The 24,535-nt window shown below is 68.4% G+C and carries 22 protein-coding genes; 13 read left to right on the top strand and 9 right to left on the bottom strand.

Features of this window, described 5'->3' with window-relative positions; all coding sequences use genetic code 11:
* The first annotated feature begins 6 nt into the window (after window positions 1-6).
* A complete protein-coding gene (locus AruPA_RS03500) occupies window positions 7-639 on the top strand; it encodes a DNA-3-methyladenine glycosylase (RefSeq protein ID WP_265635075.1) in 633 nt (210 codons plus the stop codon).
* Window positions 640-742: 103 nt separating this feature from the next.
* Here AruPA_RS03500 and AruPA_RS03495 read toward each other — a convergent pair whose 3' ends face one another.
* Complete coding sequence (locus AruPA_RS03495) at window positions 743-1,438, bottom strand: VIT family protein (protein WP_265635130.1); 696 nt, start codon at window positions 1,436-1,438, stop codon at window positions 743-745.
* A 283-nt stretch (window positions 1,439-1,721) separates the two neighbouring features.
* On the opposite strand from AruPA_RS03495, the gene AruPA_RS03490 reads away from it, so the two are divergent.
* Genes AruPA_RS03490 through AruPA_RS03460 form a run of 7 tightly spaced genes read left to right on the top strand, consistent with a single transcriptional unit; the run spans window position 1,722 to window position 9,055 of the window.
* Complete coding sequence (locus tag AruPA_RS03490; protein WP_265635073.1) at window positions 1,722-1,979, top strand: helix-turn-helix domain-containing protein; 258 nt, start codon at window positions 1,722-1,724, stop codon at window positions 1,977-1,979.
* A 1-nt stretch (window position 1,980) separates the two neighbouring features.
* Window positions 1,981-4,020 (top strand): hydrogenase 4 subunit B, encoded by a 2,040-nt coding sequence (hyfB, locus tag AruPA_RS03485; protein WP_265635072.1) that lies wholly within the window; start codon window positions 1,981-1,983, stop codon window positions 4,018-4,020.
* Window positions 4,011-4,967 (top strand): respiratory chain complex I subunit 1 family protein, encoded by a 957-nt coding sequence (locus AruPA_RS03480; RefSeq protein ID WP_265635070.1) that lies wholly within the window; start codon window positions 4,011-4,013, stop codon window positions 4,965-4,967. Before hyfB ends, AruPA_RS03480 begins: the two co-directional genes overlap by 10 nt.
* The gene (locus tag AruPA_RS03475) at window positions 4,967-5,644 is read left to right on the top strand and encodes a hydrogenase-4 component E (protein ID WP_265635069.1); all 678 of its coding nucleotides are present in this window, start codon (window positions 4,967-4,969) and stop codon (window positions 5,642-5,644) included. The genes AruPA_RS03480 and AruPA_RS03475 overlap by 1 nt, the downstream gene beginning before the upstream one ends.
* Window positions 5,641-7,089 carry a hydrogenase 4 subunit F gene (locus AruPA_RS03470; protein WP_265635068.1) on the top strand — a complete coding sequence of 483 codons (1,449 nt, stop codon included), beginning with the start codon at window positions 5,641-5,643 and terminating at the stop codon, window positions 7,087-7,089. The genes AruPA_RS03475 and AruPA_RS03470 overlap by 4 nt, the downstream gene beginning before the upstream one ends.
* Before the next feature lie 7 nt (window positions 7,090-7,096).
* Window positions 7,097-8,500 carry an NADH-quinone oxidoreductase subunit C gene (locus AruPA_RS03465; RefSeq protein WP_265635067.1) on the top strand — a complete coding sequence of 468 codons (1,404 nt, stop codon included), beginning with the start codon at window positions 7,097-7,099 and terminating at the stop codon, window positions 8,498-8,500.
* Window positions 8,501-8,506: 6 nt separating this feature from the next.
* Window positions 8,507-9,055: an NADH-quinone oxidoreductase subunit B family protein gene (locus AruPA_RS03460; protein WP_265635066.1), complete on the top strand. Its 549-nt coding sequence runs from the start codon at window positions 8,507-8,509 to the stop codon at window positions 9,053-9,055.
* A gap of 17 nt (window positions 9,056-9,072) precedes the next feature.
* Here the strand turns inward: AruPA_RS03460 and hemN are convergent, their stop codons facing one another.
* Window positions 9,073-10,425, bottom strand: a complete 1,353-nt coding sequence (gene hemN / locus AruPA_RS03455) for an oxygen-independent coproporphyrinogen III oxidase (RefSeq protein ID WP_265635065.1) — start codon at window positions 10,423-10,425, stop codon at window positions 9,073-9,075.
* A 149-nt stretch (window positions 10,426-10,574) separates the two neighbouring features.
* Here hemN and AruPA_RS03450 point away from each other — a divergent pair, with 149 nt between their 5' ends.
* Window positions 10,575-10,838: a DksA/TraR family C4-type zinc finger protein gene (locus AruPA_RS03450; RefSeq protein WP_265635063.1), complete on the top strand. Its 264-nt coding sequence runs from the start codon at window positions 10,575-10,577 to the stop codon at window positions 10,836-10,838.
* Between the two features lie 9 nt (window positions 10,839-10,847).
* On the opposite strand, the gene AruPA_RS03445 is transcribed toward AruPA_RS03450, so the two are convergent.
* From AruPA_RS03445 to AruPA_RS03435, 3 genes are read right to left on the bottom strand one after another with little or no spacing between them, the layout of a single operon-like run.
* Window positions 10,848-13,148, bottom strand: coding sequence for a xanthine dehydrogenase family protein molybdopterin-binding subunit (locus AruPA_RS03445; RefSeq protein ID WP_265635061.1), 2,301 nt, complete (start codon window positions 13,146-13,148; stop codon window positions 10,848-10,850).
* A 13-nt stretch (window positions 13,149-13,161) separates the two neighbouring features.
* A complete protein-coding gene (locus AruPA_RS03440) occupies window positions 13,162-14,514 on the bottom strand; it encodes an MFS transporter (RefSeq protein WP_265635060.1) in 1,353 nt (450 codons plus the stop codon).
* A 53-nt stretch (window positions 14,515-14,567) separates the two neighbouring features.
* Window positions 14,568-15,200, bottom strand: a complete 633-nt coding sequence (locus AruPA_RS03435) for a GntR family transcriptional regulator (RefSeq protein WP_265635058.1) — start codon at window positions 15,198-15,200, stop codon at window positions 14,568-14,570.
* 127 nt (window positions 15,201-15,327) lie between these two features.
* On the opposite strand from AruPA_RS03435, the gene AruPA_RS03430 reads away from it, so the two are divergent.
* From AruPA_RS03430 to AruPA_RS03420, 3 genes are read left to right on the top strand one after another with little or no spacing between them, the layout of a single operon-like run.
* Complete coding sequence (locus tag AruPA_RS03430) at window positions 15,328-16,101, top strand: alpha/beta fold hydrolase (protein ID WP_265635057.1); 774 nt, start codon at window positions 15,328-15,330, stop codon at window positions 16,099-16,101.
* A gap of 4 nt (window positions 16,102-16,105) precedes the next feature.
* Window positions 16,106-16,288, top strand: coding sequence for an SDR family NAD(P)-dependent oxidoreductase (locus tag AruPA_RS03425; RefSeq protein ID WP_265635056.1), 183 nt, complete (start codon window positions 16,106-16,108; stop codon window positions 16,286-16,288).
* A 23-nt stretch (window positions 16,289-16,311) separates the two neighbouring features.
* The gene (locus AruPA_RS03420) at window positions 16,312-16,881 is read left to right on the top strand and encodes an SDR family oxidoreductase (RefSeq protein ID WP_265635055.1); all 570 of its coding nucleotides are present in this window, start codon (window positions 16,312-16,314) and stop codon (window positions 16,879-16,881) included.
* A gap of 310 nt (window positions 16,882-17,191) precedes the next feature.
* Here AruPA_RS03420 and AruPA_RS03415 read toward each other — a convergent pair whose 3' ends face one another.
* From AruPA_RS03415 to AruPA_RS03400, 4 genes are read right to left on the bottom strand one after another with little or no spacing between them, the layout of a single operon-like run.
* Window positions 17,192-19,207 carry a hypothetical protein gene (locus tag AruPA_RS03415; protein WP_265635054.1) on the bottom strand — a complete coding sequence of 672 codons (2,016 nt, stop codon included), beginning with the start codon at window positions 19,205-19,207 and terminating at the stop codon, window positions 17,192-17,194.
* Window positions 19,207-21,888 carry a DUF4159 domain-containing protein gene (locus tag AruPA_RS03410; protein WP_265635053.1) on the bottom strand — a complete coding sequence of 894 codons (2,682 nt, stop codon included), beginning with the start codon at window positions 21,886-21,888 and terminating at the stop codon, window positions 19,207-19,209. The genes AruPA_RS03415 and AruPA_RS03410 overlap by 1 nt, the downstream gene beginning before the upstream one ends.
* Window positions 21,885-22,715 (bottom strand): DUF58 domain-containing protein, encoded by an 831-nt coding sequence (locus tag AruPA_RS03405; protein ID WP_265635051.1) that lies wholly within the window; start codon window positions 22,713-22,715, stop codon window positions 21,885-21,887. Before AruPA_RS03405 ends, AruPA_RS03410 begins: the two co-directional genes overlap by 4 nt.
* A gap of 13 nt (window positions 22,716-22,728) precedes the next feature.
* Complete coding sequence (locus tag AruPA_RS03400) at window positions 22,729-23,757, bottom strand: MoxR family ATPase (RefSeq protein ID WP_265635050.1); 1,029 nt, start codon at window positions 23,755-23,757, stop codon at window positions 22,729-22,731.
* A gap of 225 nt (window positions 23,758-23,982) precedes the next feature.
* Here AruPA_RS03400 and AruPA_RS03395 point away from each other — a divergent pair, with 225 nt between their 5' ends.
* Window positions 23,983-24,534, top strand: a complete 552-nt coding sequence (locus tag AruPA_RS03395; RefSeq protein WP_265635128.1) for a DUF1285 domain-containing protein — start codon at window positions 23,983-23,985, stop codon at window positions 24,532-24,534.
* The last annotated feature ends 1 nt before the right edge of the window (window position 24,535 follow it).

Below are 24,535 nucleotides of genomic sequence, written 5' to 3'. Positions count from 1 at the left end.
TGTCGCATGAGCCGCCTGGCGCGGACTCATCTGACCCAGGCGGACCCGGTCCTGGGCGCACTGATCCGCAGCGTCGGGCGCTGCACCCTGGTGCATGACCGGACCCGGGAGCCTTACGCAGCGCTGATCGCGGCGGTGGCCCATCAACAATTGCACGCCCGGGCTGCAACAGCGATTCTGGGGCGGCTCGCGGCGCTGTGCGGGGCGGAATGCCCGGCGCCGACCGCACTGCTCTCGCTGGCGGAGGCGGATTTGCGCGGGTGCGGGTTTTCCGGCGCCAAAATCGCCGCGCTGCGCGACATCGCCGCCCGCACCCTCGACGGCACGGTGCCAACCCGCCGCGCCGCCAGCCGGCTCTCCGATGCTGAATTGATCGAACGGCTATGCGTGCTGCGCGGGATCGGGCGTTGGACGGTGGAAATGCTTCTGATCTTCACGCTCGGACGGCCGGATGTGCTGCCGGTCGATGATTTCGGGGTGCGCGAAGGCTATCGTCTGATCCACGGCCTCGACACGCAGCCGAAACCGCGCGATCTCGCAGTAATCGGCGAATCCTACGCGCCGTACCGTACCACTGCGGCCTGGTATCTGTGGCGTGCGGCGGATCGGGCGAAAGTGGAAAAAATCTCGCAAAGGTAGACTGTCTTTTTATAGAGAGAAACGCACTTCTGAACTGATAGCGTTTGTTCGGTATAAATGTAACATTCAAGACTCTGGCACGGGTTTTACGGTCAATGGGTCTTTATGCAGCCGAGCCAATGAGGGCGCCGATGCCGGTGGTAATGCTCATGGCGAGCGCCCCCCAGAACGTCACCCGCAGGGTCGGCTTCAACAATCCTGCGCCCCCGGTTTTCGCACCAATCATGCCGAGCACGGCAAGGAACAACAGCGATCCCACCCCGACCATGACCAGCAGGATGCTCGCCGGGGCCAATAAAACAAGGATCAGCGGTGCCGCCGCGCCAATCGAGAACGTAGCGGCCGAGGCCAGGGCCGCCTGTACCGGCCGCGCCGTCGTTGCTTCGGAAATGCCCAGTTCGTCGCGCGCGTGCGCATCCAGCGCATCCGTGGCCATGAGTTGGCGCGCGACCTCGTGGGCGAGTCTCGCTTCCAGACCACGGCCGACATAGATACGGGCAAGTTCTTCCGTTTCGGCGCCGGGATCGCCGGCCAATTCGCTGGCTTCGCGCGCCAGGTCGGCCCGCTCCGTATCGGATTGCGAACTGACTGAAACATACTCGCCCGCCGCCATCGACATGGCACCCGCGACCAACCCCGCGACCCCCGCCACCAATACGCCGTGCACGCTGCCGCCGGCCGAGGCCACACCCAGCACCAGGCTCGATGTCGATATGATGCCATCGTTCGCGCCCAGAACCGCGGCCCGCAGCCAGCCGATCCGTGCCACCAGATGCGTTTCCGGATGAGTTTGACGCATCGAGACTTCCTTTATCGTTTCAGCCAGCCATCCCGCCTGCACTGCAATCGCCCGTCGCTTTGCATTGCCAGCCATCAGGTTGCAGCGGAACGCTGCGACCATTGCGCGACCCATGCGGGCACCGTCCCACTAATCGATCGTCAAACGATGGCTGCGTCAGCGCTTCACACCGCGTAGACCCTCAGCCTATGCCTGACACGTCGGAACAGCAAGCCGTACGCGCTATTTGCAATTTGAAAAAGTTGGTTATAGTTTTCTGTATGTTTATATCCATGTTTAAAACATGATATCTGCCGGGCAACTGAAAGCCGCCAGGGCGCTCCTGGGGATCGATCAGAAACAGCTCGCCGAACTGTCCGGTCTGTCGCTGCCGACCATCCAGCGGATGGAGGGCAGCGAGGGAGTCATCCGTGGCAACGTCGACTCCCTCATGAAACTGCTCGATGCGCTCGATCGGGCCGGGATCATCGTGATCCGGCCGGGCGATGTGTCCGATGCCGGCGCAGGGCGCGGTGTTCGGCTGAAGGGCGACGGGATGTGACGTGACGCCGATCATCCTGATATGTGCCGCCGCGTCGCTCATTCTTGGCGGGGTGGGTGGCGTGATCGCGCGTCGTCCGGCCGGGCGGATGATCGTTTACGGCGGCTCGCTCGCCATCGCGGTGGTTGCGTTGCTGGCGGCGCTGGCCCAACTGGCGCTTGGCATCGCGCCCGACCCGCTCGTGGTTCTGCCGATCGGGTTGCCCCATCCCGGTGCGTCAGGGCTCGGAATGCGCTTCGGCATGGACGATCTGGCGGCGGCGTTTCTGATCATCGCCAATATCGGCGGGGCTGCGGCCAGCCTGTTCGCGCTCGGCTATACGCGCCACGAGGCCGAACCCTGGCGCGTGCTGCCGGTCTATCCGGTGTTTCTGGCCGCCATGAACCTCGTGGTGATCGCGGCGGACGCCTATGGGTTTCTGCTCTGCTGGGAAGTGATGTCCCTGGCATCCTGGGCGCTGGTGATGGCGCACCATACCGAGGCCGCGACGAGGCGGGCCGGCGTGGTCTATCTGTTGATGGCGAGCGCGGGCACGCTCGCGCTGCTGCTGTGTTTCGGCCTGCTCGCAGGTAACGCCGGGAATTACGCCTTCACGGCGATGCGGGCGGTGCCGCGCGCACGCTGGATGGGATCGGCGGTGATGATGCTGGCGCTGCTCGGCGCGGGGTCGAAGGCGGGGCTGGTGCCGCTGCATGTGTGGCTGCCGCGCGCGCACCCCGCCGCTCCCAGCCATGTTTCGGCGCTGATGAGCGGGGTGATGACCAAGGTCGCGGTCTATGCGTTCATCCGCATCGCGTTCGACCTCGCCGGCCCGCCCGCCTGGTGGTGGGGGCTGGTGGTGCTGCTGGCCGGCGGCATGACCGCGGTGCTCGGCGTGCTGTATGCGTTGATGGAAGACGATATCAAGACGATTCTGGCCTACAGCACGATCGAGAATATCGGGCTGATCTTCGCGGGTCTGGGTCTCGCGCTGGCCTTCAAGGCCGATGGCATGATGGCCGCCGCCGCCCTGGCGCTGACCGCGGCATTGTTCCATGCGCTGAACCACATGCTGTTCAAATCGACGCTGTTTTTCGGCGCCGGCGCGATCCAGCACGCGACCGGCACGCGTGATCTCGCGCAACTGGGCGGATTGATTAACCGGATGCGGGTCAGCGCGGTGCCGATGCTGATCGCCGCGTTGGCGATTGCCGCCCTGCCGCCGCTCAACGGGTTTGCCTCGGAATGGTTGCTGTTGCAGGCCATCCTGCTCAGCCCCGCGCTGCCGCAATTCGGCCTGAAACTGGCGGTGCCGGCGATCGGCGCGCTGGTCGCCCTGTCGGCGGCGTTCGCCGCAGCGTGTTTCGTGCGCTTCTATGGCATCGCCTATCTCGGCCGCGCGCGCGGCGATGCGGCCGCCGCCGCGCACGAGACCGATCGATGGTCGCTCAGCGCCATGATCCTGCTGGCGGCATTGTGCGTCGCCGCCGGCCTGCTGCCTGGCTTTGCGATCGATCTGCTGGCACCGGTCACCCACGCCCTGCTCGGCGCGCGGGTGAGCACCCAAGCCGGCCTGTCATGGCTGACGATCGTGCCGGTCGCGTTGCGCCAGAATGCTTACGATCCGCTGCTGATCGCGCTGTTCATCGCGATCAGCGCCATCATGGGCGCGTTCGTGCTGCGCCGGTTCGGCGCGCGCGCCACACGCCGCGCGCCGGCCTGGGGCTGCGGCTATCAGGAATTCGGCCCGCCGGCGCGCACGCTCATCACGCAGTATTCGCCCTCGGGCTTCGCCCAGCCGATCCGCCGGGTGTTCGCGGGCGTGGTGCTGCGCGCGCGGGACGAGGCCACCCTGCCGCTGCCAGGCGAGGCGCACCCGGCGCGGCTGACCCTGCGCTGGAGCGATCCCGCCTGGTCTTTGCTGTATGCGCCCCTGATCGGTGCGATCGGCTGGCTGGCCGGGCAGACCAACCGGCTGCAATTCCTCACCATCCGGCGTTACCTCGCCTTCGTGTTCATGGCCTTGGTCGCGCTGCTCGGCTGGATCGCGCTATGGGGTTGATCGCGAGGCTCGTCCTGCAATTGGCGCAGATGGCGCTGATGCTGGCGCTGGCCCCGCTGCTGGCCGGATTCGTGCGCGTGCTGAAAGCCCGGCTGCAACGCCGCAGCGGGCCGCCGCTGCTGCAAATCTACCGCGATCTCGCAAAGCTGATCGGCAAGGATGCGATCATCGCGACCGACGCCTCATGGATTTTCAGCACCGCGCCCTATCTGGTGTTCGCCATCACCTGGGTTTCGGCCTCGCTGGTGCCGAGTTTCGCGACCGATCTGCTGTTCTCGTGGTCGGGCGATCTGATCGTGATCGTCGCATTGCTCGGCACCGCGCGGGTCTGCCAGATGCTGGCGGCGCTCGACATCGGCACGGCATTCGGCGGGCTGGGGGCGAGCCGCGAGGCGATGTTCGCCTCGCTCGCGGAACCGGCGATGCTCATGATCGTGTTCACCCTCGCCCTGGTCGCCGGATCGAGCCAGCTATCCGCCATCGCCACGTTCATGCACGAAGGCACCCAGGGGTTGCGCCTGTCGCTGGCGCTCGGGCTGGTCGCGCTGGTGATCGTGGCGCTGGCCGAAACCGGGCGATTTCCGGTCGATAATCCCGCGACACATCTGGAACTGACCATGGTGCACGAGGCAATGGTGCTGGAGTATTCCGGCCGGCATCTCGCCTTGATCGAGCTCGCCCATGCGCTCAAGCTTATTTTGTATCTGTCGCTGATCGTCTGCATCTTCGCGCCCGTCGCGATTGCCGCACCCGGCACGGGGCCGGCCGCGCTGGCACTCGGGCTGTTCGCCTATCTGGTGAAACTCGCCGCCGGCGGCGTGCTGCTCGCGCTGTTCGAAACCGCGATCGCCAAGATGCGGGTATTCCGGGTGCCGAATTTCATCGGGGCCGCCCTCATGCTCGGCCTGCTCGGCACGCTGCTGCTGTTCGTCTCGGCATCGCTGTGATGGATCATGTCCTGTCCTCCGCCACGGCACTCAGCATCGCGCATGTGCTGGCCGGCGCGCTGGTGCTGGTCAGTTTCATGATGCTGTATCAGGACCGGCTGTCGTCCGTGATCAACGTGCTCGCGCTGCACGCTGTGGTACTCGGCTGTGCGGTCGGCTGGCAGGCCTATATCCAGCACGCGCCGGCGCTTTACATCACGGCGGGTCTGGCGCTCGGCTTCAAGGCGCTCGTCATCCCGATCGCGCTGCACCGCATCGTCGAGCGCTTCGGCATTCACCGCGAGGTCGAGGCGGTGGGCGGCATCAGCCTGACCATGCTGGGCGGCATCGGACTGGTCGCGCTCTCGATGGTGGTGATGCTGCGCACCGCCGCCCATGCCGATGCGCTGGCGCGCGAGGATGTCGCTCTCGCACTCTCGGTCATTCTGCTCGGGATGCTGATGATGGTGACACGACGCAACGCGGTCAGCCAGATCGCGGGGTTCATGTCGCTCGAAAACGGCCTGATCCTCGCCGCCGCCGGCGCGCAGGGCATGCCGCTGGTGGTGGAAATCAGCGTCGCCTTCTCGGTCCTGATCGCCTTCATCGTGATCGGCGTGTTTCTGTTCCGCATCCGCGAGCGGTTCGACACGGTGGACAGCACGGCGCTCGATGCGTTTCGCGGTGAGGCCTCATGAGCGGTCCTGCGTTCGATGCGGTGATCGCGACCATCGCCATCCCGGCGGCGGCGGCTGCCATCCTGGCCGTGGTGCCGTCCTGGCGTCTGGCGACGCGGCTCAACGTGATCGCGAGTGTCCTGACCATTGCGGCCGCATGCCTGCTGCTCTGGCACCGGCCCGCGCCGACCGCCCTGTTCCTGATCGATGATCTGAACATCGTCTTCCTGCTGCTCAACGGTTTCGTCGGCTGCACCACCAGCCTGTTCAGCGCCGGCTACATCGCGCATGAACTGCAAACCGGGCATCTGACGCCGCGCTACCTGCGATTTTATCATGCCATGTACCAGGTGATGATGGTGGGCATGAACCTCGCCCTGATCACCGACAATCTCGGCCTGATGTGGTTCGGCGTCGAACTCGCCACGCTGTCGACCGTGATGATGGTGGGCATCTACCGCACCCCGGCCTCGATCGAGGCGTCGTGGAAATACCTCATTCTCGGCAGCGTCGGCATCGCGCTCGCGCTGTTCGGCACCATCCTGGTCTATCTCGCGGCGAGGCCGGTGCTGGGCATCGGGATGGCGGCGATGCAATGGACCAATCTGCGCCACCACGCCGCGGCACTCGACCCGGCACTGCTCGATGTCGGGTTCATTTTCCTGCTGATCGGCTACGGCACCAAGGCCGGGCTGGTGCCGATGCACGCCTGGCTGCCGGACGCCCATGCCGAAGGGCCGACGCCGATTTCCGCCGTGCTGTCCGGTCTGCTGCTGAACGTCGCGCTCTATGCGATCCTGCGGTTCAAGATGGTGCTGGCGATGAGCCATGCGACGATCGAGCCCGGCATATTGTTGATCGGCGTTGGATTGCTCTCGCTGTTTTTCGCGGCCCTCATGCTGTACCGGCGGCGCGACATCAAACGCCTGTTCGCCTATTCCTCGATCGAGCACATGGGCATCATCGCCTTCGCCTTCGGCATCGGCGGCCCGCTCGGCAACATCGCCGGCCTGTTGCAGATGATGATGCATTCGCTGACCAAATCCGCGATCTTCTTTTCGGTCGGCCACATCGCCCAGGCCAAGGGCACCCAGAAAATCGCCGCGATCACCGGGCTGACCACCAGCCACCCGCTGCTCGGCTGGACGCTGGTGGCAGGCGTCGCCGCCATCGCCGGTCTGCCGCCGTTCGGCATCTTCACATCGGAATTCCTGCTGATCACCTCGACCTTCGCGCGCGCCCCGCTGCTGGCGGTGCTGCTCGGCTTCGGCATATTGCTGGCGTTCGGCGCGCTGCTGCTGCGCATGACGGGGTTGTGTTTCGGCGAACCCAGCGCGGGGTCGTACCCGGTCAGCGCCTCGTCCGTGCCGATCGTCCTGCATCTCGGCGTCGTGCTGCTGATCGGCCTCGCGATGCCCGCGTTTCTCTACGCGTGGTTCGCCCATGTCGCGACGATGCTGGGATGAGGCGGTCATGACGGTCGCGCCACCGATCTGGCAGCAAGCAGCCGCCGCGCTGGCAACCGGCGCCGCGGTGTTCGTCGCCCTCTGGGCCGAACCCGCGGGTGATGCGGCTGTGGTGCATCTGGCCACCCGGCCGCACGGCTCGGGCGCGATCAGCGTGCTCAGCCTGGCGGCCGAGGACGGGCATTTCCCCTCGATCGCGCGCCACCATCCCGGTGCGATCCTGATGGAACGCGCTTTGTGCGACCTGCACGGGCTCGCCGCCGATGACACGCCGGACCCTCGCCCCTGGCTCGATCACCGCGCCGCCTACGACTTCAAACCAGCACTCGGTCCCGGCATTCATCAGATCCCGGTGGGTCCGGTGCACGCCGGGATCATCGAGCCCGGGCATTTCCGTTTCTCGGTCAACGGTGAGGCCGTGGTCAGGCTCGAAGTCCGGCTCGGCTACACGCACAAAGCCACGCTGGGCCTGATGCGCGGCCAGACGATTGAGCACGCCGCGCGCCTCGCCGGGCGGATATCCGGCGATTCCACCGTGGCATACGCATTCGCCTTCGCCCGCGCGGCGGAGCAGGCGCTCGGCATCGCCGCCCCGCCGCGCGCCGCGGCGCTGCGCGGCGTGATGGCCGAGCTCGAACGCCTCGCCAATCATTTCGGCGACATCGGCGCAATCTGCAACGACGGCGGATTTCCCCTGATGCACGCGCTCACCGCCGGTCTGCGTGAACGGGTGCTGCGCCTGTCCGCCGCCTGTTTCGGGCACCGTCTGATGATGGACATCATCATCCCCGGCGGCGTCGCGCGCGACCTGAGTGCGGACAATGCCGCCCTGCTGCGCGCTGGCCTGCCTGATCTGCTCGCGCAGTGGCGCCGGTTGTTCGAACTCTACGAAAAGACCGCCTCCTTGCAGGACCGCGTCACCACCACCGGCCGGCTCGACCCGGCGATCGCTCGGCGCCTGGGTTGCGGCGGCTATGTCGGCCGCGCCTCCGGCCAGGATTTCGATGCAAGGCGCGATGCACCCTACCCACCCTACGACACAGCCCGCTTCGTCGTCCCCGGCCGGACAGGCGGCGATGTCGATGCGCGGCTGCGGATTCGCATGGCGGAACTCGACCAGAGCGCGGCGCTGATCGATAACCTGCTGGCCGCCCTGCCGCACGGCGCGCTGCAAACCGCGCTGCCCACACCAGCCGGCTCCACCACCGGGCATGCGCTGATCGAAGGTTTCCGCGGCGATATTTTCGCCCATGTCCGCCTGCATGATGGTGTGGTCGTGGATGCCATGCTGCGCGACCCGTCGTGGTTTTTCTGGCCGGCGCTGGAAACCGCGATCGCGGGCAACATCGTCGCGGATTTCCCGCTCTGCAACAAATCGTTCAACCCCAGCTATTCCGGCTGCGACCTGTAGGCACCGATGCGCAGAACCCTGATCGAAAACCTCTGGCGCGGCCGGCTCACCGAACCGGCCCCGCGCATCACGCCCGCCGAGCCGGCGGACCTCGCCGCCGCACTCGACCGCGTGGCCCGGCGCCGCCTCGGCCGCTCGCTCGCGATCCGCGCCTTCGATGCGGGTTCCTGCAACGGCTGCGAGCTGGAACTCATCGCCCTCGGCAACCCGTTTTACGATCTGGAACGCTTCGGCCTGAAATTCGTCGCCTCACCCCGTCACGCCGATGTGCTGATGATCACCGGCCCGATGACCCGCGCCATGCACGCCGCCCTGCGTCTCACCCATGAGGCGATGCCGGCACCGAAATTCGTCATCGCGATCGGCGATTGCGCGTGCACCGGCGGAATGTTCGCGGCCAGCCCCGCCTGCCTCGGTGCGGCGTCGCAGGTGATCCCGGTCGATCTGCACATCCCCGGCTGCCCGCCCGACCCCGTCGCGATCCTGCAAGGGTTGATCGGCTTTGCCTCAAACCTCTCAGGCACGCTCAATCGGGCGCCAGTGCCCTCGGTGTGACGATAATCAACCCGCGCTCAGATCGCCGCGGCATGGCGCGAAGCCTGCGGGTCCAGATACTGATCGAAACACGCCGCGACACAGCGCAGAAACGGCCAGCCCGCCTCGGTGACGGTAACGATCGCGCCATCGCGCCGGATCAACCCATCAGTCTCCAGCGGTTCGAGCTGCGGCCACGCGTCATCGAGCGTCGCGGCATCGATGCCCGCGGCGTCCGCAATCGACGCGACATCGACGGTCAGATCGCACATCAACCGCTCGATGATGCGGCTGCGCAGGCCATCCTGCGCTGTCCTCGCGATGCCGCGCGCGGTGGCCAGCGTCGCGGTTTCGATCGCATCGAGATACTCGATCGTCCGTGTCATGTTCTGCGCGTAGCCTTGCGGCAACGCCGAGATCGCCGAGGCACCGAACCCGATCAGCACGGCGGCATCATCCAATGTGTAGCCCTGAAAATTGCGCCGCAAGCGTGGTGTACCGCGAGCCTGAGCCATGGGATCATCGGGTTTCGCGAAATGATCGAGGCCGATCCTGCGGTACCCGGCCTCGACCAGCATGGCCGCCGCGCGCGTCTGCTGGCACAGCCGCGCCGCAGCATCGGGCAGGTCGAAACCGGCGAGCACCGCCTGGCGTTTCTGCATCCACGGCACATGGGCATAGCCGTAGAGGGCGATTCGGTCCGGTTCGATCTCGAGGACCGACGCAATCGTCGCCTCAAGCGACGCGACGGTCTGCCGCGGCAGCCCATAGACCAGATCGAGATTGATCGAGCATGCCCCGGCCGCCCGCGCAACCGTGGCGGCATCGCGCGTCTCAGCCACGCTCTGGTGCCGGCCGATCGCGTCTTGCACGAGCGGTGAAAAATCCTGCACCCCCAGGCTGGCGCGGCTGATCGCAAGCGCACGCAGATCGACCTCGGCCGTCGCCGGCAGCGTGCGCGGATCGAGCTCGATCGCGATTTCGGTCGCACCGTCGATCATGAAATGCCGGCGCAGTGTTGCATCGATCGCCTGCATCAGGGGTGCGGGCAAGGCGGTCGGCGTGCCGCCACCCCAATGAATATGACGCACCGGCAGACGATGGCCGATCGCCGCAGCGACGCTCTCGATTTCCGCCACCATCGCCGCCGCATAACGCTCAAGGGCGCCAACACTGTGCACCACGCTGGTGTTGCAGCCACAGAACCAGCACAGGCTGGCGCAGAACGGCACATGCAGATAGAGCGAGGCGGTGCCATCCTCAGGGAGCGCGCCAAGCCACCGCCGATAGGTTCCGGCATTCACCCGCGTATCGAAATGCGCGGCCGTCGGATAACTCGTGTAGCGGGGCAGTCGGCGATCGTGGCGCGCCAGCAGGGGAACCGTGTCCATGAGCGAACACTGGACCGATCAGCTCGGTCGCGCCTTGATCCTGATCAAGGCAATCACAATTCACCCCAGGCTGCCAGCCGGTGCTTTCCAACGCGGCCCGTCCGTCCCATGTTGCGGGTGCGGCGCAACCATCACATCGGACCACGACAATGGCGAACGGCTGGGCCCCGGACGGGGCGGTACAGGACCAGATCGACGATACCGTGAAGGACGAAGTCATGCGCGCCCGCGCCCGCATGCCGACCGGCGCGGGTCAGACCCATTGCGTCGAATGCGGCGAACCCATTCCCCAGGCGCGCCGCAACGCCATGCCCGGCGTGCGAACCTGCATCGCCTGCCAGTCCGCCGCCGACCAGCGCCCGGCCACCATCGGCTTCAACCGGCGCGGCAGCAAGGACAGCCAACTCAAATAGGCATCACGATCAGGCCGATCCCGCCGCACGGATGCTGCGCCAGACGTTGTGCGCCGTGCAGGGAAATGCCGGCAGTTCGGCGCCGACCATCGCCAGCGCATCGGCGAACGCGTTGGCCGCGGCGGCGAGCGCGCCGGTCGTGCCGGCCTCGCCCAGGCCTTTGACGCCGAGCGGATTGTTGGGCGATGCGGTCGGGCGGTCCCCGGTGACGAAATTCGGCACATCGGCGGCGCGCGGCATCGTATAGTCCATGAAGCTGCCCGTCAGCACCTGGCCGGTTTCGTCATACTGCATCGCCTCGCCGAACACTTCGCCCAAACCCTGCACGATGCCGCCATGGATCTGCCCCTCCGCCACGATCGGATTGAGCACGACGCCGGAATCATCGATCGCGACATAGCGCACCAGCGCGGCCAGCCCGGTCTGCGGGTCGATCTCGACCTCTGCGACATGGCAGCCCGATGGAAAGCTCGACGATACCGGCACCGCGCCCACCACATCGAGCGGCGCATCGGCAGCGGCAATCGCCTCGGCCAGCGTCATCACCACGCTGCCATCCGGCCGGCAGATCGCGCCACCCGCCATGCTCAACTCCGCGGGCGGCGCATTGGCCCGCAGTCCGGCGGCGGCCAGCAGATGACCGCGCAGTTGCTCGCCCGCATCGGCGATCGCGCTGCCGGCGCTCAGCGTCGACCGCGACCCGATCGAGCCGCCGCCATGCAGCATTGAATGCGCCGGGCTCGCGGCGAGTTCGATATCGGCGGGGTCCATGCCGAGCCGTTCGGCCAGAATGAACGCATAGGTCTCGGCCTGGCTCTGGCCGCTGCCGCCGGTCACGGTTTCGATCCGCGCGGTCGCCCGCCCATCCGTCACGCCCAGAACCACCCGCGCCTCGTCCCGCGTCGCGGCACCGCCGCCGGCGATTTCGGTGAACAGCGCCACGCCACGCCCCCGCAACCGCCCCCGCGCCTGTGCCTCGGTGCGCCGCGCGGCAAACCCGTCCCAGTCCGAGGCCTGATGCGCCGCATCGATCAGGGCGGCATAATCCGCGCTGTCATAGGTCGACCCCAGCGCGGTGCGGTAGGGAAACGCCGCGCGCGGAATCGCATTCAGGCGGCGCAGGTCCAACGGGTCCGCCCCCAGCGCCCTCGCGGCACGATCGACCAGCCGCTCGATCAGCAGCGCCACATCCGGCCGTCCGGCACCGCGATACGGCCCGATCGGGCCGGTATTGGTGAAATACTGGCGGAAATGCGCGGCAATCGCCGGAATGCCATACGTGCCGCTGCCGCTCATCAGCGGATTGTGCACGTTCACGAAGGCACCAACGGTGGTGATATACGCGCCCAGATCGGTTTCATACGTAATCTCGAGCGCGGTGAACCGCCCGGCCGCATCGAGCGCGAGGCGCCCGGCGAGCCGGGTGCTGCGGCCGTAGTAATCGGTCAGAAACGCCTCGCTCCGGCTCGCGATCCAGCGCACCGCCCGCCCGGTGCGGCGCGCCGCGAGCAACAGGGCGGCATGTTCGGGATAGGCCGGGCTGCGCGCGCCGAACCCGCCGCCGACATCGGGCAGCTCGATGCTGATCCGGCCCTCCGGCACGTTCAGCACCGCAGCCAGATCGGCCCGGATTTCGTTGATGCCCTGATGCGGCGTGATCAGATGATAAATCCCCGCCGCCTCGTCGTAACGGGCGATGATGCCGCGCAATTCCATTGTGGTCGGGGCGAGGCGCGGCAGGTCGAACGCCGTCGCCACCACGGTCGTCGCCGCGTCGAACGCGGCCCGCACCGCCACGGCATCGCCGGCCTGATGCGCGAACGCGAGGTTCTGCGGCGCCTGCGCATGAATGGGCGGCATATCGGCCCCGCCGGCCGCATCGATCCCGATCACCGCGGGCAGATCACGATAGGTCACCGCAATCGCCTCGCCCGCATCGAGTGCTACGCTCTCACTGGTCGCAACGACGCAGGCGACCGCCTCGCCGACATGGCGCACCCGCTCCAGCGCCAGCACCGGGCGGAACGGCACGATCAACGGATGCGGCCCGTCAGCCCCGTAGCGCATCAGGCCACGGAAATTGCCAAAGCCGGCGTCCGCGCAATCCGCCCCGGTCAGCACGGCGATCACGCCCGGCATCGCAAGGGCGGCGCTGGTATCGATCGAAACGATCTCGGCATGGGCGTGCGGAGAGCGCAGAAAGCTTGCGCTCAGCGCCTCCGGCACCGCGATATCGGCAGTGTAGCGCCCCGCCCCGGTCACCCAGCGGGTGCGGTCGCGTTCGGATTGGGTCGGGCGGTGGTTCAGCATCGATCGATCCATGTCAGGCAATCGCCTCCAGCCGGCGCTGCCGGGTCTCGACCCCCAGCACCAGCACCGCCACGATCAGCGCGAGCAGCAGCCCGATCATCATGCCCAGCACGCCCTTCACGCCATAATCGGCGAACAGCCGGATCACCATGAACGGCGTGATGATGGTCGCCCCGCGCCCGAACATGTTGCAGATGCCGGCGGCACGCAGCCGGATCTCGGTGGGGAACAATTCGGGGATGTAGATCGCGAACAGCATGGCCACCAGGATATAGATCGGAATGGTCAGAGCGAAACCGACCACCGGCAGAAACGCCGGATCGCGCACGAACGGATAGATCGCGCCGAACACGATCGCGAGGGCACACGCCACGACGATGCACGGCTTGCGCCCCCAGCGATCCGCCCCGAACGCGCCGATCGCCGAGCCGATCGGCGCGCCCAGCGCCATCAGCACGGCATAGCCGAAGCTCTGCGCAACGCTCAGCCCCTGCTTGACCATGAAGGTCGGCAGCCAGGTGATGAACCCATAGATCAATGTGTTGATCACGATCAGCGCTATGCACCCAAGCACCAGGCGAGCGAGCAACGGCGGTGCGAACAGGGCCGAAAACGGTTGCAGCGGCACCGCGCTGCCGAGCGCCGGCGGCGGCAGCGGCGCGCCGCCGGATGCTTCTGCCTCGATCCGCCCGAGCAGTGCTTCGGCCTCCGCATCCCGCCCGACGGTTTGCAGCCAGCGCGGCGATTCCGGCAGCGCCTTGCGCGCCTGCCATACGAACAGCGCGCCGATGCCGCCGAGGACGAACATGATCCGCCAGCCGAAATGCGGCACCAGCGCATAACCCAGCAGGGCCGAAACCGGCAGGCCGGTCACCACGATCACCGCCATCATGCCGAGCCAGCGGCCGCGTGCCGCCGGCGGGATGAACTCGGTCAGGGTCGAATATCCCACCACATTCTCGGCGCCGAGGCCGAACCCCATCACGAAGCGCAGCGCGATCAGCACCCCCATGCCCGGCGCAAACGCGGCAGCAAGCGAGGCGAGGCCGAAAATCGCCAGATTGGCCTGATAGGTGAAGCGCCGGCCGAACCGGTCGCCCAGAAACCCGGTGACCACGGACCCCAGCATCATCCCCACGAAGGTTGCCGACACGAACAGTGCGGCCTGCGGCAGGGTGGCGAACCCGCTGCGGATCGTCGCCCCCAGCACCGTCGCCGCGATATAGATATCGAACCCGTCGAAAAACATGCCAATGCCGATCAGCAGCATGACGCGGCGGTGAAACGCCCCGATCGGCAGCCGATCGAGCCGCGCCCCCGCCGAAACCCCCATCAGCGCCGGGTCCTGTGCCGTTACCTGATCCATTGTCGTTCTCTCCCGCTCCTCGATTTTTATTGATTGATGGTGCCGTCCACCGTTCAGTCGATCACGGCGGCCCGCCGCAATGCCGAAAGCACCCGCGTCTCGGCCGCATCGATATGCGCCCGCAACAGCCGTGCCGCCGTGCGCGCGTCGCCCCGCACCACCGCCTCCGCGATGGCCCGATGTTCGCCGATCAGCAGATCAGGCCGCCGTCCCTCGATCTGAGCGAGGCTGACCCGCACCAGCCGATCCGATTGCTCGATGATCTCGACGCAGGACGCCGCCAGCCGGCGGTTCGGCGCCAGCGAGGCGAGGGTGCAATGGAACCGCCGGTTGTCATCGATGAAATCCGCCGCCTCATCGCCCGCCGCCACCGCGCGCAGGCGCGTGCGCGCCGCATCGTCGGCCGTGCGCGCCACCAGCCGCGCCGCCTCGGGCTCCAGCACCCGGCGCAGGCCGAACATATCGGCCGCATCGCGCAGCGAAATCGGCGCGACCCGGCAGGACTGGCGCGGCACGATCACCACGAGACCCTCGGCCTCCAGCCGCAGCAGCGCCTCGCGCAACGGCGAGCGGCCAACACCGTAGCGCGCCGCGATGTCCGGCTCGCGCAACTCGGTGCCGGGCATCAGGCGGCAGGCGATGATGTCGTCCTTCAGCGCGGCATAGACGCTCGTTCGCATCAACATCTGGAACCCCCGTTTTCTTTTGTGATATATCACGGTCGAAAAAACAAGCAGGATTTAGAGCCTGTAACTCATGAAACTTATCCGCTAGCATCGACATTGATATATCGCGACAGAACAGGGAGAGACGATGACCGACCATGTTTTCACGCATCCGCGCCTCGGCGTGCACCGCACCGGCACCGGCCGGCCGATCATTTTCCTGCACTCGCTGCTGGCCGACGCCTCAAGCTGGGCCGGCGTCACGCCGCTGCTCGCGCGCCGCGCCGAAACCATCGTGCTCGACCTGCCGGGCTTCGCCGACCTGCCGCCGATCGAGGGTGGCCTCGCCCCGATCGCCACGGCCCTCGCCGAAACCATCGCCGCGCTGGCACTCCCCGCCGCACCGCTGATCGTCGGCAACGGCTTCGGCAGCTTCCTCGCCCTGCGCCTCGCGCTCGATCACCCCGCCCGCGTCGGCGCCATGGTCCTGATCGGCGCCGGGCTGCGCTTCTCCGATCCGGGCCGCGCCGCCTTTCGCACCATGCGCGAGGTCGCGGCCGCCAAAGGCCTGCAAGCGATCGCCGATACCGCCATGGCCCGCCTGTTCGGCGCCGCCTTCCGCGCCGATCACCCCGATCTGATCGAACAACGGCGGTCGGCCTTCCTGCACACCAACCCCGCCCAGTTCGCCGCCGCCTGCGCGGCACTGGAAACCCTCGACCTGACCGGCGACATCGCCCGCATCACCGCCCGAACCCGCATCCTGGTCGGCGCGGAAGACCAGGCCACCCCGCCCGCCATGGCCGAAGCCCTGGCGGATGCACTGCCCGCCGCCACGCTCGACATTCTCCCCGGCCTCGCCCACGTCCCGCAACTCCAGGACCCCACCCTGATCGCCAGCCTGATCGAAAGGATGATCTGACCCGATGAACCTCACCCTTGACGGCAAACGCGTCCTCATCACCGGCGGCTCCAAAGGCATCGGCCTCGCCTGCGCCACCGCCTTCGCGCAGGAAGGCGCCCGCGTCGCGATCTGCTCGCGCAATCAGGCCAATCTCGACGCCGCCCTGCACACCATCCCCGCGGCCCTCGGCTTCGCGCCGACCTGATCGATGCGGAGGCGGCCGCCACAATGGTCGCCCAGGTCGAAGCCCGCCTCGGCCCGATCGATATCCTGGTCAACAGCGCCGGCGCCGCAAAACGCACCCCGCCCGACGACCTCACACCCGCCCACTGGCGCGCGGCGATGGACGCGAAATACTTCAGCTACATCAACGTGATCGATCCCGTGGTGAAACGCATGGCGGCACGCGGCCACGGCGTCATCATCAACATCATCGGCGCCGGCGGCAAAATCGCCTCGCCCGTCCACCTCGCCGGGGGCGCCGCCAACGCCGCCCTCATGCTCGCAACCGCCGGCCTCGCCACCGCCTACGCCCCACGTGGCCTGCGCGTCGTCGGCCTCAACCCCGGCCTGACCGATACCGACCGCGTCAACGAAGGCCTCGCCTCCGACGCACGCCTCGCCGGCATCACCATCGATGAAGCCCGAACCCGCGGCATCGCCCGCATCCCGCTCGGCCGCATGGCAACCCCCGAGGATATCGCAAACGCCGCCCTCTTCCTCGCCTCCGACCGCGCCAGCTACATCACCGGCGTCAACATCTCCATGGACGGCGCCAGCCACCCGATCGTCGTCTGATGTCGGGTGGGTTGGGGGCATTGGGGGTAAGCAAGATCAGGGGGCTTTGCCCCCCGAACCCCCCACTAAGGGCTTAGCCCTTAGAACCCGCTGGTTTTAGGCAAGGGGAGGGCGCTGCCTCGGACTTTCCGCTGATCTGGCCTGGACAGCCCTCCCCTTGCCTAAAACTAATGGATTTTAAAGGCTCCGCCTTTAACGGGGTCCAGGGGCGGAGGAGCCGAAGGTTCCAGCGATGCTCTTCATCGCTGGAATGGCTCCGGAGGGAGAGCCCCTGGCCTTACTTACCCTCAGTGCCCCCAGCCCACCGGCATCAGCCGCGTTCGCGCCACCACGCGGCGGTGAGGAGGGCGAGGGCCAGGATGGCGGTTGGCAGCGCGGGCGGGATGGGAATGTCACGTTCACCGGTCACCAGCGCGGCGTGGCGGCGGTGGAGCAGGCCGGTCCAGCCGGGTTGCGGGGTTTTGCCGAGCCAGATGATGTGTCCGCCGGTGTGGGTGGCAAGGGGACCGATGATCCGGTCGGAGGCGGCGAGGTCGGCCTGTTCCGCCGGATCGTCGTTGGCGGCGCCGGCGTAGGCGGTCATGCCGTGTGCCTGGACCTGCCAGACGCCTGGTGCGTTTGCGGCAAGATGTGCCTGGTAGCGGCCTGGCCCCGCCTCGTGCAGGGCGATGGTGGTAGTCTTGCCGGATGGATCGGTGACCACGGCCGAGCCGGGCGCCCCACCTTTCAGCGATTGGCGGGTGATATCGAGTGTCGTGCCATTGAATCGGGCGGTGAGTTGCCGTGCCGCGAGGGAGGGTTCGCCGAGCAGCCAGTGCACGGTGCGCCGGAGCAGCGCTTCCGCCGGCCCCGCCATGGCCGGATCATGGGCGAGCGCGCCGCGCGCCCAGAGCCAGAACTGGTCGGACAGCAGTACGGCGACGCGTCCCTTGCCGGCGTGGGCCAGCACCAGCAGCGGCGCGCGGGCGGGGGCGGGTGTGCGCAGCAGCGCGACCCCGCCGGTCTGTTGCACGCTTTCATAGCGGTACCATGGTGCCAGATGATCATGCGCGAGCGCTGCGGTGACGGGATCGCGCTTGCCATCCCCGGTCAGTGTCGGGGTGAACCCGCCGGTCACGGTGCCGTCGCCGCGCGGCTGCACCGGCAGGATCGGCTCGAGCGGCGAGCGCGCGAGCGAAGTTTCGCCCTCGAATTCCGGGCCGGTTTCAACCAGCAGAGCGCCGCCGGCGCGGACATGGGCGGTGATGTTGGCGAGGTAGGGTGGCAGCAGCAGATCGTCGTTGGCGAACTGGTCCATGATGATCAGGTCGAACTTGCCGAGGTCGCGGCCGAACAGCTGGTTCACCGGAAACGGGATCAGCGCCATGTCGTTGACCGGCGCGGCCAGCGGTTCGGTCGGCAGGCGCAGGATGGTGAAATTGACCAGCCGCACGGCGGGATCGGCCTTGAGCAGCAACCGCCAGGTGCGCAGGCCGGGGTTGGGCGCACCAGCGATCAGCAGCACGGTCAGCCGCCGCCGCACCCCGGCCAGATCGAACACCGCCTGATCATTGGCGCGCGAAACCTCCCCCGCCAGCGGCTCTGCCGCCACCGCGACGACGGATGTACCGGCGTGCGCGACGCGCAGATTGACGGTCATCGTGGTGCCGACCGGCGCCATCACCCGTGCCACCGCCTTGCCATCGACCGAGACGGTCACGGGCACCGGCGTGCCGCGATCGGCCACGCCGTGATCGAGCACCGCGAACCGCAGCGCCACGGGGTGCCCGACCAGCCCGTAGCGTGGTGCTGCGATCAGATCGAGCGACCGATCGGTCTGGTTGCCGCGCGCCGGGATCAGAGCGGAAACCGCGACGCCTTTGGGGATCGCGATGGGCCGATCGGTCGCTTCGCCATCGGTCAGCGCAATGATGCCGGCCAGCCGCGCGGGCGGGATCGTTGCCAGCGCATCGCGCATCGCGCCGAACAGTTTGGTGCCGTCCTTGGCCGCGCCGCGCACCGTGACCACGCGCACATCGGTATTTCGCGGCACATGCGCCATCAGATGATGAAACGCGGCGTCGCTCAAGGCGGCGCGCCGGCCGATGTTCATCGAGGGTGAACGATCGCGGATCACCAGCACGATATCGTGCAGGCCGCTGGTGGTCTCGATCTGCCAGCGCGGCCCGGCGAGCACCGCCAGCAGCAGCGCGAAACCCAGTGCGCGCAGCAGCGCACCACGGGCGCGGCGGCGTAGCCCGAGCAGGACGATCACGACGGCCAGTGTGGTGAGTACCGCCAGCACCGGCACCGGCACGAGCGGTGCGAACAGGATCGGCCAGGCCATTATTGCGCGAGCCGGCGCAGAATCGCCGGGATCTGCACCTGATCGGATTTATAGGTGCCGGTCAGCGCGTACATCACGAGATTGACGCCGAACCACGCGGCGTGCTCGCGCTGGCCGGGCGTATCGGGCAGCAAGGCGCGCACCGGCATGCCCGAAGCATCGACCGCCCAGGCCCCTGCCCAGTCGTTCGAGCCGATCACCACCGGGCTGACGCCATCGGCATCGCGCGCCCCCTTCGCCGCGATGAACACGGGTGCGCCATCGAACCTTCCGGGAAAGCTGCGGGCGAGGAAGAAGGTATGGGCCAGCGTGTCCCGCGCGGTCAGCCGCACCAAGGGCGGAATGGCGAGGCAGGCGGTGGCGCGGTGCAGCGCCGCATCGGCCCCGGGGTCGAACCCGGCGCCGGAGCCGGCGGCATCGCTGCCGCCGCCATCGGTATCGATCACCAGCAGCCCGCCGCCGGCCATGAACGCATCGAGCGCGTGGCACGCCTTGGCATCGGGTGCCGGGGTGGCGCCGGTGATCGGCCAGTAGAGCAGCGGATATAAATTGATCGGGCTCACCCCCGGCGTGACGCCGCGCGGCGCACCCAGATGTGCCGCGGTTTCCTGGTTGACCAGATCGGCGATCGCGCCGAGCCCGGAGCGGCTGATCCGATCGATCGCGGGATCACCGGTCCGCACATAGGCGAGCATCGGCGCCAGCGCGCCGGCCGGCACCGGGGTCGCCGCGCGCGCGCGGTGGCCGCCGCCGAGCAGCGCAAGCAGCATCAGCGCCGCCCGCCACCGCAGCGCGCCGCGCAGCAGCAGCGAGATCAGCAGATCGGTCAGCAGCAGCGCCAGTGCGATGGCCAATAGCGGCGGGCCGAACCGGCGGGCGCGCGGCAGCGCATCCAGCCCGGTCACCGGCACGCCAGCCGGCAGCCCCGCCGCCGCAAGCGGTGGCACATGGCCGCCGATATTGAGCGCGAGCGCGCCCTGCGCATCGCCCCACAACCCCGGCGGATGCGCGGGCGAGACGGTGGCATGCGCGACATCCGTCACCGCCAGCGGCCGTGCAGCGGCACCGGGCACCCCGAGCGTGCCAGTGCCGTTGAGCACGCGCAACGGCCGCAGCAGGCCCGATTTCGGCACCGCCCCGGTGCCGAGGCGCACCAGCCGTCCGATCAGCGTCGGAAAATCCGCCGCGATCGGCCAGTCCGACCAGGCGGTGTTGGCGGTGGTCAGCACCGAAACCAGCGCGCCCCGCCCACGCCGCACACCGAGCACGATCGGCGTGCCGTCCGACAGGCGCGCCCACACGGTCGCCGGGTCGAGCGTCGCGGGATCGGCCAGGATCTGGCGCGAGACCGTCGCCGTGCGCGGCGGCGTCAGGCCGGCGAGCGGCCCGCCGCGCTCGAACGCCGCGATCGGCGCGGGGCGGCCGCTGGCCAGCGCGCCGCCCAGTGTCCGTACCCCGTCAAGCAGGCGATCGGGGGTAAGCGTATCGGGCCGCGGCGCCGTCAGCGGTCCGGCGAAGCGGATCACCACGCCGCCGCCCGCGATGAACCGATCCAACGTGCTGCGATCGGCGGGGGTCAACGGTACATCGGCCAGGATCAGCGCGCTGATGCCGGAGGCGACCAGCGGGCCGATCCGCCCGGTCCGCACCACGCTGCCCGGCGGCAGGGCGCGGCGCACATAATAGAGTGAGCCGAGCAGTTTCTGCTCCGGATTGGCGGTGCCACCGGAGACCAGCCCGACCACGATCTGCCGCGTCGCGCCATCGAGCAGCATGACCCCGCCGGGTCCGGCCGCACCCGGCAGCGCGAGCGATGTCACCTGGGATGCAAGGGCGGCCGGCAGGTCGAACCGCGCCGCGCCGCTTGCCGCACCCGGCGCGATCCGCACCGCGATGCGCGCGAGCGCTGCCCCGGACGAGGCTTCGGCCAGCACCGGCTGCACCACCGCATCGGGCTGCGGCACCACCGCGAGGCGGGCGATCAGCGCACCATCCGCGCTCACCTCCGGCGGCTGCAACAGCCGGATCGAGCGCGGCGAGCCGGTGATGATCCGTGCCGGGTCGAGCGCGGCAAGAAACCGCCGCAACCCCGGCGCCGCCAGCCCATCCGCCAGATACACGCTGGTGAGCCCGGCAATCCGCCGCCGCGCGGCCACGACCGCCGATGCATCCGCCGCGCGATCCGCCGGCCAGGGTTCGGCGTGCAGCGCGCCCAGCGCATCGAGCGCGCCGATCCGCCCGAGCACGCCGCTCGCGCGCGGCGGTTGGCCGGCGGCGTTACCGGCGGTGGCGAGCAGCACGATCCCGCGCCGGGCCGCCACCTGATCCACCAGATGCCGCGCCGCCGCGATGCGCGCGGTGAAATCGGGCGCGGCGGCCCAGCCGTTGTCGATCGCGAGCAGCACCGGCCCGTCGCCCGCCAGCAGGCGTGGCGGCACGATCTGGGGCCCCGCGAACCCGATGATCACCAGCGCCGCCCCCAGCAGGCGCAGCAGCAGGAGCCACCACGGCATCCGCGCCGGCGTGCGTTCACTCGGCATGATGTCGCGCAGCAGGCGCAGCGGCGGAAATTCCTGCCGGCGCGGCGCCGGCGGTGTGGCGCGCAGCAGGAAATACAGCACCGGCAGCAGCGTCAGCCCGGCCAGGATGGCGGGGGCGGCGAAACTGACCGGCCCGATCACGAAAGCGGCTCCAGCCCGGCGCGGATCGCGGCGAGCGCCGGGCCAGGTGCCGCGTCGGTCCGGTGAAACAGCGGCACCAGCCGTGCGGCTTCGGCGAGGCCGATCACGGCGTCGCGCTGGGCGGCGAGGCGGGCGCGATAGGCGGCGGCGATGTCTTCGGCGCGCGCGATATCCTCGCCCGCCTCGCCACGCCGTTCGAACAGCACCCGGCCGCGATAGGGAAAATCGCATTCCGCGCCATCGAGCACCTGCACCAGGACGCCACCCCGGCCGGCCGCGCCTTGCCGCGCCAGATCGGCGGCGATCGCCGCGGGGGGTGCCAGGAAATCGCCGATCAGCGCGAGCCGCCCGGCCACCGGCGTCGAGCGCGCCGCCAGCATGAACCCCGCCGCCAGACGATCGAGCGCGCCCGGCCCGCCGAACGCCGGGGTGCGGCCGAACAGGGCGACGCGCTCACCGCCATCGAGCGCGAGCGCCGCCAGCGCCAGCGCGAGCAGCAGGGCGCGATCCCGCTTGGTCGGCTGCGCCGCATCGCCCGCGAAATCCATGCCCGCATGATCCTGCACGTCGATCACCAGGGTCTCGACCGATTCCCATTCGCGCTCGCGCACATACAGCCGCTCGCCGCGCGCGCTGCGCCGCCAGTCGATACTGGCGGGGGAATCGCCGTCGCGCACATCGCGATACTGCCAGAACTGCTCGCCTGCGCCGGCCCGGCGACGGCCATGCCGGCCCGGTGCGGCGTTCGCGGCCAGGCGCTGCGCGGCCAGCACCAGCGCCGGCAGCCGCGCGGCCAGCGCCTCGGCGCCGGCGATCCGGCTGCGCACGGACGCGCCCGGCTCAGCCAAGCGCCGTGGTCACCACCCGGCCGATCAGCGCCTCGATCCCAACACCCTCGGCGCGCGCCGCGAACGACAACCCCATCCGATGACGCAGCACCGGACCGGCGAGGCTTGCGACATCATCGAGGCTCGGCGCCTCCCGGCCGTCGATCAAGGCCTGCGCCCGGCATGCCAGCATCAGCGCCTGCGCTGCGCGCGGGCCCGGCCCCCAGGCGAGCGCCTCTTTCAGTTCCGGCAGGATCGGGGTTTCCGGCCGCGCGCCGCGCACCAGGCGCATGATGCCGTCGAGCACCCGCTCGCCCACCGGCATGGCGCGCACCAGATGCTGTGCGGCCAGCAGGCTTGCGGGATCGAGCGCGGCGTTCACCCGGCTCTGCGTGGTGCCGGTGGTGGCCAGCAGCATCGCCCGTTCATCGGCAAGGCCCGGGTAATCGATCCTGATCTCGAACATGAACCGGTCGAGCTGCGCCTCCGGCAGCGGGTAGGTGCCTTCCTGTTCCAGCGGGTTCTGCGTCGCCAGCACATGGAACGGCCGCGGCAGCTCGCGGTTCAACCCCGCCACCGCCACCCGGTTTTCCGCCATCGCCTGCAACAGCGCCGATTGGGTGCGCGGGCTGGCGCGGTTGATTTCATCGGCCATCAGCAATTCGGTGAACACCGGTCCTTCGATGAAACGAAAGCTGCGCGCCCCGGCGGCATCGACGTCCAGCACTTCGCTGCCGAGAATATCGCCCGGCATCAGATCGGGCGTGCACTGGATGCGCCGGGTCGCCAGGCCCAACGCGGCGGCCAAAGCCTCGACGAGCTTGGTCTTGCCCAGCCCAGGCACGCCCACGATCAACGCATGCCCGCCCGACAGCACCGCCGCGAGACATTGGTCGATCACCGCATCCTGTCCCAGGATGACCCGGCGCACCTCCGCGCGTGCCGCCGCCAGCCTTGCCGTGGTGGCGGCGAACCGGGCCAGAATATCCGAAGTGTCGGCCGGGCTCGCCTCACCGCCATCTTTTTGCAATATGCTGGTCATTTGTGATCGCCTGTATGGTTTTACGGTGAGCATCGCCTGCCTATATCAGCATGTATGAACGATCAGGTCGAAGCATAGAGGCTAAGGATTGTGAACGATTTTCATCGCACCGCCGGACGCGCCGCCATGGGTCCGGTGATGGAGACCATGACGCAGAACGACCAGAGCGACAACTCCGGCGCGCGCCAATCGCATCTGCGGTTTGCCGAAGCGCCGCCCGCGCGCATGGTGAAGTCGGCAGGTCCGGCCGGACGCGGCAAGCGGGTGCCGGTCGATTGCGGCGATCTGCCCTTCGTGATCCGGCGTGACGGAACCTGGCTGTACCGCGGCTCGCCGATCGGCCGGAAATCGATGGTCTGCCTGTTCGCGAGCGTGCTCAAGCGTGACGACGAAGGGCATTTCCTGCTCGAAACGCCGGCCGAACGCGGGCGGATCGCGGTCGAGGATGCACCTTTCGTCGCCGTCGGGCTGGAATGGAGCGGCGACGGTCAGTCGCAGGTGCTGCATTTCCGCACCAATATCGACGAGATCGTCACCGCCGGCCCCGGCCATGGGCTGCGGGTGTCGCACAATCTGCTGACCTGCGAACCCACACCCTATCTGCATGTGCGCGATGGCGCCGGCATGTTCCCGATCGAGGCGCGGGTGAGCCGCTCGGTCTATTACGAGCTGGTGGCGCTGGCCGAACCCGGCATCAAATTCGGCAAGCGCGTGCTCGGCGTCTGGAGCCAGGGCGTATTCTTCTCCCTGGGTGAACTGGCGTCCTGCACGGATTGAT

It is taken from the genome of Acidiphilium sp. PA (assembly GCF_026191915.1).
Classification (GTDB): Bacteria; Pseudomonadota; Alphaproteobacteria; order Acetobacterales; family Acetobacteraceae; genus Acidiphilium.
This window is presented reverse-complemented; position numbering and strand designations above follow the sequence as displayed.